Source organism: Pedobacter petrophilus (genome assembly GCF_009674725.1).
GTDB classification, from domain to species: domain Bacteria; phylum Bacteroidota; class Bacteroidia; order Sphingobacteriales; family Sphingobacteriaceae; genus Pedobacter; species Pedobacter petrophilus.
In genome coordinates this window covers 1-14543 of the sequence record NZ_WKKH01000072.1, presented here as the reverse complement: position 1 = coordinate 14543, position 14543 = coordinate 1, and the positions used below count along the sequence as shown (strand labels likewise).

Below are 14543 nucleotides of genomic sequence, written 5' to 3'. Positions count from 1 at the left end.
TTCAGAGCCAGAGTGAAACCTAAAGTAACTAAAAATCAAAAAGATGCAATATAAAAATCCTTAACTTAATGACATTGGGCCTGCCGGCCCCAGGTAAACTGATTTTTCACTATATAAGTTTGTATCGGCATAGAGCGGCTTTAAATACGCTGCTGCAGTTTTAGCCGGGGCAAGAAAAATGCCGACTATTTTTTGTGCTTTGTTAAAACCGACAATAAAATTTTGATCGCCGTTGCTAAACTTACCTTCAACCGTTACTGCAAAAAATTCACCTTGCGAACGGCTTTGAATCGCATCAAAAGATTCTGCTTTCCCAAATTTAGTTCCCATATCAAACCAAAGTTTCTTCAATCCATCTTCCGTGAGCTTTGTTTTTAAGGTATCATCAAAAGTAGCATGAGCATCTGCAAATTTTTCTTCCTGCAATAATTTGAAGAAATCATTAGCGCTGTTAAATAGCTGGATGACGTTTTGAGAGAATGCGCTGGTGGTAAACAATAAAGCGACTATAATTAAAATACTTCTTTTCATTTAGTTATGCGAGTTTTCGTACAATATTCAAAGTTAATAATATTTGGCACTCAAAACCCCTCTCATCAACTATCCATTTAGTTTTAACTTTTTTTAACACTTTAAGAAATTATGCCAAAAACCATAAAGATGGTGAGAAAAACTGATCTGCTTCATTAATCGCTAAAAATCAGATATTTAAATAATTTTAACGCAATAAATATATCCGGAATAAAATAGCATTTGCATAATATATTTAATTGCATTAATTTTTTTTTAATAAAAATGTATTTGTACGCAATAATTTAGCATCTGAGCGTTTATGTATGTGAGAGCGTTAATTTAGATGACGGGGATACTGCCTTAATGGTGGAATCCCCGTTTCTTTTTTTCCGACTTTTCAGTCTTTATCATAAAAAAAGGGACCATCGTTAAAATGTCCCTTTTGATCTATATGATGGAGTTCAGAATTTTAAAAGTTTATACCTTCTTTTTTAGCAGCCGGATGTTGACCGAATTGATCGAAGGTCTTGATTTTCTTTGGTTTTAGGATTACATACAACCCAAGTCCGATTAAGATAAGTGCTGTACTGATTCTTGACAGATCAAAATCGAAAAGAGAAATATCTTTCAGGGTGAAGATTCCACCAATAATCGTTATGGCCAGCCAGCCCCCACTTTCGAAATTTCTACGATAACCGAGCCATAAACCCACCGCCAACATAGCAGTGTGCCAGCTTAAAATCCAGTGCGGAATATCCAAACCTGTATTTCTTAACAGGAATACAGAACCGATTAATACAATTAAAATACCTAACCCTAATTGTTTATTTTCGTGATTGCTTTTAGTGAAATTTTCCATGATCGTTTTGATTTATATTCAAATGTATCATGAAAATGAAAGCGGGAGAATGGCTTTTCCCTTAATAGCTTCAATTTGTCGGTGAGTTAAATAAATTTGTCGGCTAAAATATTTACGGTTTTTTTAGCTGGCCTGTTTTTCGGTGAATTACTTGAAAATAATGATTTCAGAACGATCACTCATCATCACCTGGGCTGTTAAACCGATAAATAAGCCATGCGCCAGTAATCCGTCAATTTTATTTAGGGCATCTGACAGAGCTTTCGGATCATTGATCAAACCAAAGTCTGCATCGATAATCAGGTTTCCGTTATCGGTGATGTAATCGTGGTTATCTATAATTCTTTTTTTCCCTTTACCATTCAGTTTAACAATCTGACCGAAAACATATTGATAAGCCAAAGGGATTACTTCAATAGGAACGGTAAATAAACCTAACTTCTTAACTTTTTTAGAGGAATCGGTTACAATGATGGCCTGCTTACTTAAGGAGGCCACTATTTTCTCGCGGAACAATGCGCCACCCCCACCTTTAATTAAATCTAATCCTTCTGTAAACTCATCGGCACCATCGATACTGATATCTACCGAAGAAGTTTTTCCCAGATCTAAAATTTCAATACCCAGCGACTTCGCCAGTTCTTCGGTTCGGATGGAACTTGCCACAGCTTTTATGTTCAACCCTTCTGCAACTAATTTACCCAACTCTTTAATCGCAAAAGTAGCGGTAGTTCCAGTTCCTAATCCTACAATATCTCCATTTTTAACCAGTTTAACGGCTGCCTTTGCCGCAGCAAGTTTCTCTGCATTCTGGTGATTTTGATCGGTGATTCCCATAAAGTAAAATTAAGAAAATGGATGGGTATTTTTGCGACTGGAGATGATTGTTTGATGGAAGTTTGTTCGTTAGGGCGTTTTTCGTTACGTGGGATATCTCTTTCGTCTGTGACGATGGAAAAGCGCGATAGAATTGCAATATATACTGCACTCGTTATAAACGAGCACAAGCCAGGTATAGATAATGGGGATTCGACTGCAGAATCCCCATTTCTTATTTACACTCTTTTTTCTCTATTTCTCTGTAGACAGTGAATATGGAAAATCAACCGGGTTGGCACCTCTCGTTTTGTTTGGTGTGGCTGTCATGTTGAAGTTTAGCACTGCTCCTTTTTGTAAACCACTATGGCTAATCCAGTTTTTAGAATATGGCTTACCATTCATTTGCAATGATTGTACATAGCGGTTACTATCACTATTGCCAGCTGCATTAATGGTTACCGTTTTACCATTATCCAATGTTAAAGTAACTTTTTTAAACAATGGTGCACCTAATACATATTGATCCACCGCAGGTGTGACCGGATAAAATCCCATTGCCGAGAAAACGTACCAGGCTGATGTTTGTCCGTTATCTTCATCGCCACAATAACCATCTGGTGTAGGTTTATACATTCTATTCATCGTTTCCCTCACCCAATATTGCGTTTTATAAGGCGCACCACCGTAATTGTACAAGTAAATCATATGTTGAATTGGCTGGTTACCATGTGCATACTGACCCATGTTCGCGATCTGCATTTCACGGATTTCGTGAATTACACCGCCATAAGCACTTTCATCAAATACAGGAGGCATAGAAAAAACAGAATCAAGCTTGGTTACAAACTTATCATGACCGCCCATTAGTTTGGCAAGACCATCTACATCCTGAAATACAGACCAGGTATAATGCCAGCTGTTACCCTCTGTAAATGCGCCACCCCATTTAAACGGACTAAATGGTGTTTGGAAACTGCCATCTTTATTTTTACCCCGCATTAAGCCCGAAGCAGGATCGAAAAGGTTTTTATAATTCATTGCCCTTTTCTTATAAATATCAATCTCAGACGCAGGTTTACCTAACGCTCTTCCCAGTTGATAAATGGTGAAATCATCATAAGAATATTCCAGCGTTTTCGCTGCGTTTTCATTCTTCTTCACATCAAAAGGCACATAACCCAACTCATTGTAATATTTTACCCCATCACGGCCAACTGCTTCAATCGGACCTTCATTGTTTGCACCATGTTTTAAAGCATCCCATAAGGTTTGGATATCGTAACCCCGTAATCCTTTAATATAAGCATCAGAAACAACGGAAGCCGAATTATTTCCAACCATAATATTTGCATAACCCGGGCTGCTCCACTCCGGCAACCATCCGCCTTCTTTATAATCGTTGATTAAACCTTCCTGCATTTCTTTATTAATAGCAGGATAAACCAGATTTAAAAACGGATATAAAGCCCTGAAGGTATCCCAAAAGCCAGTACCGGCAAACATATAGCCAGGTAAAGTTTGACCATTATAAGGGCTCCAGTGTACTACCTTGTTGTTGGCATCTACTTCGTACAATTTGTTCGGGAAGAACAAAGTACGGTATAAGCAAGAATAGAAAGTACGGGTTTGATCAATCGAACCACCTTCTACTGCGATTTTATTTAAGGTTTTGTTCCAGATGGCTCTTCCTTTTGCTTTTGTGGCATCGAAACCATCGCTGGCCAGCTCTCTCTTCAAGTTGATATCAGCTTGTTCGAAACTGATGAAAGACGAAGCTACTTTTGCAGTAACCTGTTCTCCTTTAGTGGTTTTGAAACCTATAATGGCTCCGCTGTGATCGCTTTCTAATTCGAGTTCATCATCTTTAAGCTTGTTGCCGCTCCAGGTTTTAGCCAGTTTAAAATCTTTATTGAAATAAATTACAAAGTAATTTTTGAAGTTTTTTGGAAGCGGACCGCGGGCATACTTTGTGGTATAACCAATAATCTTCCGCTCGGCAGGAATAATTTTAATGTATGAACCTTTGTTCAAAGCATCTACCACTACATAAGAACTATCGGTTTTTGGGAAAGTAAATCTGAATTGTGCAGCTCTTTCAGTCGGTGTTATTTCGGTAGTTACATCAGCATCTGCCAAATAAACGCTATAATAATAAGGTTTTGAAACCTCTGCTTTGTGGCTAAACCAACTTGCACGTTCGTCTTCTGCAAATCTTAACTTACCTGTTACCGGCATAATAGAGAATGCAGCATAATCATTCATCCATGGAGATGGCTGATGTGTTTGTTTGAAACCGCGAATTTTATCAGCTTCATAAGTATAAGCCCATCCATCGCCCATTTTACCGGTTTGTGGTGTCCACATATTCATCCCCCATGGCAAACCGATGGCAGGATAAGTATTTCCGTTTGATAAACTTGGTTTGGATTGTGTGCCCATCAGGGGATTAATCCAGTCTACAGGATCAGTAATTTTGCCAACCGTTTGGGCAAAGCTGGCAGATGCAGCGAAGCTGAGGAAAGCAATAAATAGTTTTTTCATTCTTATGGTTATTTGGTGTGTTTTAAAATATTAAAGCGCTGGATTTTTTACGTAATCTGCCCAAAGTCCGTCTAAATCTTTGCCAGTTAATTTAACCCAGATTTCTGGTTGATAGGTATGATCCCGTAGCGATGCCTCAACAGCTTTTATGGTGCCCGACTTTTCATTTTTTTCTATCCAGGCGAAAAATCTAGCTGTAATTCTGTAGCTGTTTTTATAGCTGTGCTCTGGTTTTAAAGCTGGCAGAATCCACTTCGCGCCGGCATTATCAACGCCGAATTTGAAACGGGCATAATCTGCAATTCCTTCGGTTAACCAGCCCGGCCCTACACTCCTGCCGTAATCCTGAACAATGTGCATCACTTCATGGGTCACTACATCAATATCTTCAGGGTGTTTATCCATCCAGATGGAGCTATAGGTTACTTTTCCATCGGCCGTTGCGGCAACACCCTTATAAGCAGTGTCGACAAAGAACTTCACTGATTTCAGCGTTTTAGGATTGTATTCTTTTGCCAGTTTTGGGTACACTATAAAAAAGGTTTCAATTAACCGTTTCTTCAACTTTGGATCTAAAGCAGTATAATTGCTTTCGAAGGATAATGTATAGCCATTTTTCTTAATGGTCTCCTGCGCCTGAAGTTTTGATAAAGGTAATATAGCCAGGGAAGCTAACGAAGTTATCAGGGATATTTTTTTCATTTATTTTTTTAATTTTTTGGCTAGCGTATAATGATGCAAAATAAAGATAATATGTAAAACGTTTTAGTAATCACTCAAAAATATTACTAAACAAGTGACAAAAGACCCAAATGTGCGTTAAAAACAACTGAATGCATGTTTTTGGATGAAAAATTAATTTAACCTTTCTCTGCTTTACTGCTATATTTCAATTTAACCTGACCTGGGTTTTTTGAGTATTCTTCCCACAGCTGATCAATGGATTTTCCTGTTAAACTGTTCCAGCTTTGTTCTGTATATTGATGTGCGCGCAGCTGCTGATCAAGGGTTGCAACTAAGCCGGGTTTTATATTTTGTTCCAGCCATGCGAAAAATCTGGCGGTAATCCGATAGCTGTTTTGGTAACTTTGTTTTGCATTATATGCGGGCAAGCTCCATTTAGAGCCTACATTATCTACTCCATATTGATAACGAACGTAATCTGCAATACCTTCTGTTAGCCAAACCGGACCAGCGCTGTAACCATAGCCCTGAACAATGTGCATGGTTTCATGAGTAACCACATCAATATCCGTTGGATGTGCGTTTAAATAACCCGCGCTAAATAAAATTCGGTTTCCGCTGGCCTCCGCCACTGCTTTATAAGCGGTGTCAACCACGAAAAGTACATTATGTGTAGATTTGTTATTAAATGTTTTTACCAATGTCGGGTAGATTTCGAAATAGGTATCAATCAACTTTTGTTTTAAAAGTGGATCTAAAAGCGGGTCTTTACTAATGAAGGTAAGTTTGTAGCCTTTTTTCTTTTGGATAGAAAAGCCAGACCAGTTTTTGGTAAAGGCATTCCGCAATTGCTTTTCAATTTTCTTTTGCGATTTTCCTTTTACCCAATCTCCGTTAACAATTATTTCTCCGGCTTTCGCCTTAATGTCTGTCGTTTCATTGCTGTTAAAAATTAAGTCTGCGCTCCTTTTTGTTCGGTAACCATCTGCTGATGCGAACCATGGGTAAACATTGTAAAATGCGGCTGATAATTTATCTTTTGTTTTCTGTTCGATAGCCTGCTGGTCATCTTTAATTGTAATCTGGCAGCCGTTAGATTGTGCAAATGAAGAAAATGAAATTAGTCCTATCGCTGCCAGTGTAAAAAAATGTTTGATCATGTTATTTTCGTTAGAGCCAGTATGTTGTTTGATTTTTTTGCGCTGATTAGGGTTAACGCGAATATTCACTAAAACGTTTTAGTTTTCTTTGATAAAAAAACTGCTTTTGAGGCAGGGCTTTGAAGTTAAAAAATAGATTAGAATAAGGCACTAAAACGTTTTAAACCAATACAATAATAAGATATTGATTTAATTAAATCAACTTTTTTAAAATAAAAAATCTTCGGAAATTCTTATTAAGAATCCTTATAATTTTCAAACAAAAACAGCCAAATCCTAACAGTTACGAACGTTGGCCGAAAAGAAAAGGCGGAATAATCATCCGCCCTTCTCAAAACCTAATATTAAATCAAACTCACATCGCAACAGCTTGCTGCACCAATTAAAGTAGCATGCTCCTTAAGTTGTGAGATTTTGATGCTTGCATCTATATCATTACCTTTTAAAGTGGCGATCAGTTCGGGTGCAAATGCATTAAAAGCCTGGGAAATATTACCACCAATAACTACGGTATCTATCCTATGCTCATTAATTACCGGAATTAGAAATTGTGCCAGGTTGTATCCAAATTCCATAAATACCCTGGTAGCGAAATGATCTGTATCTACAATTTCGACCAGTTCTTTTACACCTGGCAGCTCCGTTCCGCTTAATTGTTTGTACCGTTTAACAAACCATCGGGTAGAAAGGTAATCTTCTGCAATGCCTTCCAAAAATGGCGAATTCCATAAATCTGCATCAATAGCCTTCAGCTTCAAACTTAACGAAGATCCTAAACCGGTTCCCAGCGTTAAACCCAATACATTCGCATTGCCTTTGGCAGCACCAGCAAAAACTTCACCTTGTAAAAAGCCCGCAGCATCATTTATAAAATGGATGTTTTCCAAGGGAATTTCCAGTCTGTTTGACAATTCCTCTTTAACATTCACCTGGTAAAGCGACTTAAACTTATCCTGATCCTTAATCAGCGAGATGCCTTGTTCATAATCAAAGGGGCCTGGCATAGCAATGCCGATATTCCGGTTTCCATCTTTAATGTTGTTAAACGATTGATCGATGATCTTGCACCAGGCTGATAATATATCTTCTTTACTCTCCTGCGAATTTACAGGGCTACGTTTGATTGAGTTATCAATCAGTGTTCTTGTTTCTAAATCTACCAATGCGGCTGTAATATGCGAGCCGCCGATATCCACACCCAGTGCTACAGGCTTTTCCATTCTTTATTTTATTTCTATTTATTTTTTTCTCTATTTAATCCAAAATCACGCATCAATTACCTCAACACCAGAAAAGACAAATCTGATTTAGATTACTTTTTTTTATTTGTTTAGTTTATTCAGCTAATTGTGTTGATATAACGGGAATTTAGGCCAACATCGTATTACGTTCATGCAGAAGCCCTATCCCTTGTGCTACTTCCGCCTATGTTTGGAAGAATTTTACTTACTTAATATTCCATTGATCTGCCAGCATTTTTATAAAATACCCTCCAACAACACTTCGCGCCTGGAAACCAGTTTTCGTTCCGGTCTTGGTTTCATGCCAGTCTGTTAACGGCACCTTGCTTGTGGTTTCTGTAGCAAACTTATGCACAGGGCCAATAAATTTTTCAAAATCTGCCTGGTTGTCGGCAAGGGTTGCAGTCCACACTATCCAGTCAGATTTGGTGTAATCCTTCCGGCTATCCAAGGGCAAGCCAAATTCGTTCTGTTTAGTTAAATAATAATCTATTTCTTTTTTATATACTGATTTTGGAAATAGATTCAATTTCAAAAGCTTATCCCAAACCAGGTTATATTTTTGACTCCAGGTATTTTTATCATTAAAAGTCAGGGCAAAGTGATCACCGCCATCGGCAAGTTTTTGCCAGTTTTTGGCCATTTCTAAAGCTGCATTTCTATACTTCGTGGCTGTTTCCTTTTTACCAGACAAATCTGCCATTTGCGCGTAAGCCCCCAGGCCAACTATAGCCTTTACAGATAAATTAGCATTTCTGGCCAGATGTCCGGCGAAATCGTCTGTGCATAACTGGTTTGCCGGATCGAAGCCTTCCTTTAGCAAATAATCCGCCCAGACAGACATTACTTCCCAATGTTTAGCAGCATAAACGGTATTGCCATCTGCCCGGGTAATTGCCGCAGCTAAGATAAGCATGTTTCCAGCTTCTTCTACCGGCATGTCTTCCCCATAGATTTGTCCGTTCGCTACCGGATAAGTACCAATATCGTGAGCCGGATAAGGTTTTTTCCATTTGCCACTCTCCGAATAATAAAAAATTCCATTTAACATCCCTTTTAATAATTCGGGATTGTAAAGCAAGTATTGAGGTGCAGATGGATAAGTTACATCAACGGTATTAATGAAACCCCCGCTAAAATTTTCTTTTGATAAGAAGAGCAAATCGCCATTTGGAGCATAAACAATTTTATGTGCTGCAATACTTTGGCGGTAGGCCAGTTTACATAGATCTGCGTATTCCTTACCCCCAACCTTAGTAGCATCTTCCACAAGTTTTGCATCGAACGCTTTTGTTTTAGCCTGCAGTGCTGAATATTCAGCGTTAGCGGCAGATAATTGATCCTCAAAACTAGCAGTTGCAGATTTTCTCCAGATCGGGAGCAACTGATCACCAAAATATTCGATTGATTTCAGGTCATCATAACCCAACATGATATACTTTTCAATGGGTTTTGAAGTAACCGTTCCAAATGGAATTACAGTGCCTAAATCCTGAGTTTTAACATTTATCGCCTGTGGTACCTGCGGATATTTCCCAGATTTAAACGCATTGATGTTATCGCCCTGCTTACCAATAAACTGCACCGCTTTAAATTCAGTTGGCACCGCGATGTAGAGGTAACCCCAATCAATCCTTAAATCATCATTCTTCTTTTGCAAAACAGGTTGTTCTACCGTTCCGGCTTTTAAAATTGAAAGGTCGTTTTTAGTATTCTTCCAAACCGAAACGGGTTGGTTCGGGGTATTTACAGCAAGATTTGATGAGGCCCCGAAATAAACATCCACTTTATGTGCTTTTGCATCTGCAGATTTTACGGCGTAAGTGATGTAGCTAACGGGCCTCGCAGTTAGGTTCACATCATTTAATAGTAAAGGAGACGTAAACGTTAAATTAAGATTTACACCACCTGCAGTAAAGGTATAAGAAGTGTTGGTGGCGTTTACTGATACGCTAGTTTGCGTGGCATTGATCACATTTGCAGCTAGAGGACCTTCTTCTACAATGCCTGCATCCAGGAACCTGCCGCCTGCTGTATTTTTACAATTGATGGCTAAAATATTATCACCTGTTTTTAAAGCATCACCCGGAATTGGAATATAAATATACTCGTGAACCCAGCCTTCCTTTTGGTAAATTAACTGACCATTGAGGTAAACCATTACATTATCATCATGGTTAAGCTTTAAATACTTTTTTGCCGTCGACTTTTTAGCCATAGAAAATTTCCTCCGGTAAAAAATCTCGTCTGTATCCCATTTGGTTTTGGCCATCTGATCATCACCAAAAGGTGCTTTGCCCTTCATCCAGGAAGCCTGATCAAAATTTAAGCCCTTCCATCCTTCTGCTGGCTTTTTAGTACTATAACTGGCTTGATAATTTTCTTCATCGGCTGCTGCCAAAATCGTTTTATAGCTTTTACTATCAGCTCCTAAAAACCGGTAGAAATGGTTATCTACCTTTATTATTCCATTAAGGGAATGCTCTTTGCCGGTCCAGTGTTTGGTGGTAGATTGATTCAAACCATCTCCAAAAGACCAGATGCTTAAATAAGTGTCGTGCGTAATTAAGGGATAGGCCGGCGCTTTATCTTGCGCAATAGTACACATACTGTATACCAGTAAAACAGCCAGTGCATAAAGGTTTTTCATAATTATTTGGTTAGTTTTTATTTATAATGATCAGGCATACCAAAACGACGATTTGCAATTTATTTACTAAACAGCATTTGAATAAAATGCGCATTTTCAGAATGAAAAAGCAAGTATGCATAAAACGTTTTACCTTTTTCAATAATAGACAGTAGCGGCAACAATTACAACGCCTTGCAGTAACAATTACATTACTGAATAAGAAATTATCTTTCGATCAGTTTAGCGGGTAATATGATGTGCTGGTTATCGAGTTTTGTTTTGGAAGAAAGCTGACTTAAAATCAGCTGGATTACGGTTTCGGCAATCTCTTCAAGTGGCTGTTGCACGGCGGAAATCCCCGGGGTATGAAGCTCAAATACTTCATGGTCATCATAGGCGATTACACTGAAATCATTACCGATTTTTTTGCCGGTTTGCTTTAGTACTTTGAGTCCGCTTATGGCTAAATAATTCGTGGCAAAAAGCACCGCATCTATTTCTTCCGTCTGGAAAAGTTTTTCCATTTGGACCATTGTTTCCTTTTCATCCTGATTGAAATGAACCTTTAATACCAGGTTTTCCTCATAAGGAATGTCGTAATCGGCCAGTGCTTTTTTATAAGCGGTCAAACGTTCTGTAATTTGCTGCACATCGATATCGATAGTTACCAGGGAGATTTTCTTTTTCCCTTGTTTTATAAAACTTTCAATAGAATGGTAAGTGGCTTTAAAATGATCTGCTCCAACATAATTAGCATCTAAATCCGGCAGGTTCCTGTCGAACAAAATGACAGGCTTATTATCAGCCATTAACTGTTGAATATCTTCTTCCAGGCCTTTTATAGGAGAAATGATATAGCCATCAACCTTTCTCGACTTAAACATAGTGATCAGTTCTTTAGCTTTTTCAATATGGTTTTCGGTACTGGAGTAAATGATTTTGTAACCTTTTTTATAAGCCTTATCTTCAATTAATCTGGCTATTTTGGAAAAGAATGAATTGGAAATATCTTCCACAATTAATCCGATGATGTTTGAGTTACCAGTTCTTAAACTTCTGGCAATTTGATTTGGTTTATAACCGCTTTCTACAATAATTTTTTCAACTTTTTTAATTACGGCTTCGCTGATTGATTTATCTCTGGCTTTACCATTAATAATAAAAGAAACTGTAGTGATCGATACGCCAGCTTTGACGGCTATATCTTTTATAGAAAGGCTTTTCATTTATAGAGCATATTTTACCAGGTGAATTGCAGGCTAACCAACTAAAATTAGCCTGGGTCGGCTAATATAATGCATAATCATTAAGATTGATAGATTTGGCGAAGGGAAATATGTTATTTTATGTTAAATGAGAAAAGGCACCATATGGTGCCTTTTCTTACTCTGTTTATTAATAACCTGGATTTTGAGCTAAATTTTCATTCAAAGTTCTTTGAATTAAAGGAATTGGAAACAACTGCCTGAACGGCGCTGATGGAGTATGATCCCACCAGGATGCGGTATGGAATTTACCAAACCGAATTAAATCATCACGTCTGAATCCTTCAAAAACAAACTCACGACCCCTTTCATTCAACAACTCATCCAGTGTTAAACTGGCAGTGGTATATTGGTTTGCCGGCCAGGTGGTTTCTGTAAAAGCACGTTTTTTACAATCATTAATCAACTGAACAGCTTCTGCAGTTGCGGCACCACCGTTTTTGCGCATGATGGCTTCAGCTTTTGCAAAATAGATCCAGGTAAGACGATATAAGTTCCAGTCCGTACAATTATAATTTAAATCGATACCAACAGGGTTACCATTTACATTTCCAGCTACGTTGTTACCGAGTTTATATTTGTTAAAACGCACACCGCTATTCTCTTCACCCTCACTCATGTTTGAAACGGTAGAATTTGCTCTTGCACGACGGATTTCATCAACGAAAACAATTTGTTGATCGCTATATTCATTGCCTCCGCTGGCAAGCGCTGGCTGACCGTTGTCAAAACGAACCTGAGGACCTTGAAGTAACCATGTACTTTTTCTCAGATCATCGTTGTTGTATTTGTTGTAATTGCCCGGAACCATTACGATACCATTGTTTCCATTTCTTGAACCTCCATAAATACGATCTTGCTGAAAGTGGAAAAACTCTCCCGTCCATGATGGCTGTGAATTGGCAATTCTAAACTCATAGGCAATTGCAAAAATAACCTCTTTTGATAAATCGTTAGTGGTTTTGAATTGATCGGTAATGTTCGGATCCAATGCCATCGGGCCATTTTGTCCGCCAGCCTCATTATTAATGAGTTTATTTGCGGCAGCGATACAATCATCCCAACGGGCAGTACCTGTCCAAACTTCAGCGTTTAAGTAAAGTTCAACCAACATGGCATAACCTCCTGCTTGCGTCATACGTCCAAGCATACTTTTGGAAAGTTTAGGTGCTTTATCAATGTTGTCCTTAATCTCCTTTTCAATAAAAGCGAAAACTTCGGCACGTGGTCTCGTTTCCGGTTTTGCAGGAATACCTACTTGCGTTACAATAGGAATATTGCCAAAAAGATCCATTAATTTAAGATAATGATAGGCCCTGAACAATTTCAGTTCAGCGATGTAAGCATCTTTTTCAACCTGAGTAATGCCCATTTGCGATAAGGAACGCTTTTCCAGGTTCTCTATTGGATCATTACAGAACCCCATACCACCATACATTAATGACCATGCATTATTTAATGGCGCGTCATCTACCAACCAGGTATGGTAGTGTAAACGCTTCCATTTACCCCCATCTTCTCCATGGCGGCCTTTAGTTGGCCAGGCCAGTTGATCGCCAGACAGCTCTGATGGTCTCCACCAGTTATCCTGCCCGGATGGCGTTGCCCAGGCATTTGCATGGGTATAAGGCCTTAAAACGGCAGATAATACTTCGTTCTTATTATTATAATAGTTATCCGTAACTAATGAGCTATAGATATTTTCGTCTAACTTGGTACAGCCATTAAATAAAAGAGGCGATGTAATAAGTGCAGACAATATGAGTTTTTTAAAATTTTTCATTTCTCTTTAAATATTAAAATCCGACATTAACACCGAAAACGAATTGTCTTGTAGTGGGGTAAGGACTTCTGGTATCAATACCTAGACTGCGTCCATTAATTTCCTGTCCTAAGCCAGTATCCTGAATTAAATCAGGATCGTTACCCGAATAACCAGTTAACAATGCCAGATTCTGACCAACTGCATATACCCGCAGGCTACGGAATGCTTTATCATTAAATTTGAAAGTATAACCTAATGTTACCTCATCAACTTTTAAGAAACTTCCGCTTTCCAGATAGTAATCTGAATACATATAGGTATCGTTGATTTCTGCATATTTAGTGAATGCACTGTTTAATAGATTACCTTGTGTACCAAATTTGTTTCCATATGATAATGCCACTGTATTCAGCACATCGAAATCAAGTTTACTTCTTAAGAAGATTGTTAAATCGAATTTTTTGTATGTGAAAGTGTTTCCAAGTGATAAGTAGTATTTAGGGATTGCGTTTCCAATCAGTGCTAAATCAGTCTGATCACGGAATGGTGAAGTGTTGATTTGTGCATTTGGTACGGCTACACCATTCTTATTAAAAAAGGTCCATTTACCTTCTGGTGTAAAACCAGCGAAACGTTTACCCCAAAATTCACCAATATTTCTGCCTTCATAAGTACGGAAAGCATCCCCCAGGTCTCCTGCACCACCAATACCTCCGAATGTTCTCATGTCTCTCTTATACACATCATTTGAATAGGTATCCAGCTTATTATCAATGGTACTTCCTGCAAAATTGATGTTCCAGCTAAAATTATCTTTCTTAATGGCCTGATAGCTTAACGTGGAGTTGCTACATTTGACTGGAGGAATTTAGTTGTCAGATTTAACTAGAAACTTTTAAATTTGATTATATGAGCAAACGAGTATTTGATGATTCCTTCAAAAAAATGGCTATAGATTTATCTAATAGCCGAGGATCGGTGAAAGAGGTTGCAGATGAGCTTGGAATAAACGATAGCCTTCTGAGTAAATGGAGACAGCGTGAGTCGGAGCCCAAACAGAGTCC

The 14543-nt window shown here is 38.3% G+C and carries 12 protein-coding genes; 1 reads left to right on the top strand and 11 read right to left on the bottom strand.

Annotated features, from left to right (window positions below):
- Positions 1-60: 60 nt before the first annotated feature.
- The 11 genes from GJU39_RS22080 to GJU39_RS22030 all read right to left on the bottom strand — a co-directional run bounded on the left by GJU39_RS22080 (position 61) and on the right by GJU39_RS22030 (position 14206).
- A complete protein-coding gene (locus GJU39_RS22080) occupies positions 61-531 on the bottom strand; it encodes a DUF3887 domain-containing protein (protein ID WP_245228059.1) in 471 nt (156 codons plus the stop codon).
- Between the two features lie 451 nt (positions 532-982).
- Complete coding sequence (locus GJU39_RS22075; RefSeq protein WP_154283170.1) at positions 983-1372, bottom strand: LiaF transmembrane domain-containing protein; 390 nt, start codon at positions 1370-1372, stop codon at positions 983-985.
- Positions 1373-1519: 147 nt separating this feature from the next.
- Positions 1520-2209: a ribose-5-phosphate isomerase RpiA gene (gene rpiA, locus GJU39_RS22070; protein ID WP_154283169.1), complete on the bottom strand. Its 690-nt coding sequence runs from the start codon at positions 2207-2209 to the stop codon at positions 1520-1522.
- 234 nt (positions 2210-2443) lie between these two features.
- A complete protein-coding gene (locus GJU39_RS22065; RefSeq protein WP_154283168.1) occupies positions 2444-4732 on the bottom strand; it encodes a GH92 family glycosyl hydrolase in 2289 nt (762 codons plus the stop codon).
- Between the two features lie 30 nt (positions 4733-4762).
- Positions 4763-5434 (bottom strand): basic secretory protein-like protein, encoded by a 672-nt coding sequence (locus tag GJU39_RS22060; RefSeq protein WP_154283167.1) that lies wholly within the window; start codon positions 5432-5434, stop codon positions 4763-4765.
- Between the two features lie 158 nt (positions 5435-5592).
- The gene (locus tag GJU39_RS22055) at positions 5593-6576 is read right to left on the bottom strand and encodes a basic secretory protein-like protein (protein WP_154283166.1); all 984 of its coding nucleotides are present in this window, start codon (positions 6574-6576) and stop codon (positions 5593-5595) included.
- 344 nt (positions 6577-6920) lie between these two features.
- Complete coding sequence (locus GJU39_RS22050) at positions 6921-7796, bottom strand: ROK family protein (protein WP_154283165.1); 876 nt, start codon at positions 7794-7796, stop codon at positions 6921-6923.
- A gap of 226 nt (positions 7797-8022) precedes the next feature.
- Positions 8023-10467: a glutaminase family protein gene (locus GJU39_RS22045; protein WP_154283164.1), complete on the bottom strand. Its 2445-nt coding sequence runs from the start codon at positions 10465-10467 to the stop codon at positions 8023-8025.
- Positions 10468-10673: 206 nt separating this feature from the next.
- Positions 10674-11675: a LacI family DNA-binding transcriptional regulator gene (locus tag GJU39_RS22040; protein ID WP_154283163.1), complete on the bottom strand. Its 1002-nt coding sequence runs from the start codon at positions 11673-11675 to the stop codon at positions 10674-10676.
- A gap of 169 nt (positions 11676-11844) precedes the next feature.
- Positions 11845-13497, bottom strand: coding sequence for a RagB/SusD family nutrient uptake outer membrane protein (locus GJU39_RS22035; RefSeq protein ID WP_154283162.1), 1653 nt, complete (start codon positions 13495-13497; stop codon positions 11845-11847).
- A 13-nt stretch (positions 13498-13510) separates the two neighbouring features.
- Positions 13511-14206, bottom strand: coding sequence for a hypothetical protein (locus GJU39_RS22030; RefSeq protein WP_154283161.1), 696 nt, complete (start codon positions 14204-14206; stop codon positions 13511-13513).
- 182 nt (positions 14207-14388) lie between these two features.
- Here GJU39_RS22030 and GJU39_RS24355 point away from each other — a divergent pair.
- Positions 14389-14543 (top strand): transposase (locus GJU39_RS24355; protein WP_154281226.1); only part of this gene is annotated, 155 nt, incomplete at its 3' end.

What these genes read in the sequence shown, in the direction of transcription:
- GJU39_RS22080 (WP_245228059.1), bottom strand. Translation starts at nt 531, where the DNA reads ATGAAAAGAAGTATTTTAATTATAGTCGCTTTATTGTTTACCACCAGC.
- GJU39_RS22075 (WP_154283170.1), bottom strand. Translation starts at nt 1,372, where the DNA reads ATGGAAAATTTCACTAAAAGCAATCACGAAAATAAACAATTAGGGTTA.
- rpiA (WP_154283169.1), bottom strand. Translation starts at nt 2,209, where the DNA reads ATGGGAATCACCGATCAAAATCACCAGAATGCAGAGAAACTTGCTGCG.
- GJU39_RS22065 (WP_154283168.1), bottom strand. Translation starts at nt 4,732, where the DNA reads ATGAAAAAACTATTTATTGCTTTCCTCAGCTTCGCTGCATCTGCCAGC.
- GJU39_RS22060 (WP_154283167.1), bottom strand. Translation starts at nt 5,434, where the DNA reads ATGAAAAAAATATCCCTGATAACTTCGTTAGCTTCCCTGGCTATATTA.
- GJU39_RS22055 (WP_154283166.1), bottom strand. Translation starts at nt 6,576, where the DNA reads ATGATCAAACATTTTTTTACACTGGCAGCGATAGGACTAATTTCATTT.
- GJU39_RS22050 (WP_154283165.1), bottom strand. Translation starts at nt 7,796, where the DNA reads ATGGAAAAGCCTGTAGCACTGGGTGTGGATATCGGCGGCTCGCATATT.
- GJU39_RS22045 (WP_154283164.1), bottom strand. Translation starts at nt 10,467, where the DNA reads ATGAAAAACCTTTATGCACTGGCTGTTTTACTGGTATACAGTATGTGT.
- GJU39_RS22040 (WP_154283163.1), bottom strand. Translation starts at nt 11,675, where the DNA reads ATGAAAAGCCTTTCTATAAAAGATATAGCCGTCAAAGCTGGCGTATCG.
- GJU39_RS22035 (WP_154283162.1), bottom strand. Translation starts at nt 13,497, where the DNA reads ATGAAAAATTTTAAAAAACTCATATTGTCTGCACTTATTACATCGCCT.
- GJU39_RS22030 (WP_154283161.1), bottom strand. Translation starts at nt 14,206, where the DNA reads ATGAGAACATTCGGAGGTATTGGTGGTGCAGGAGACCTGGGGGATGCT.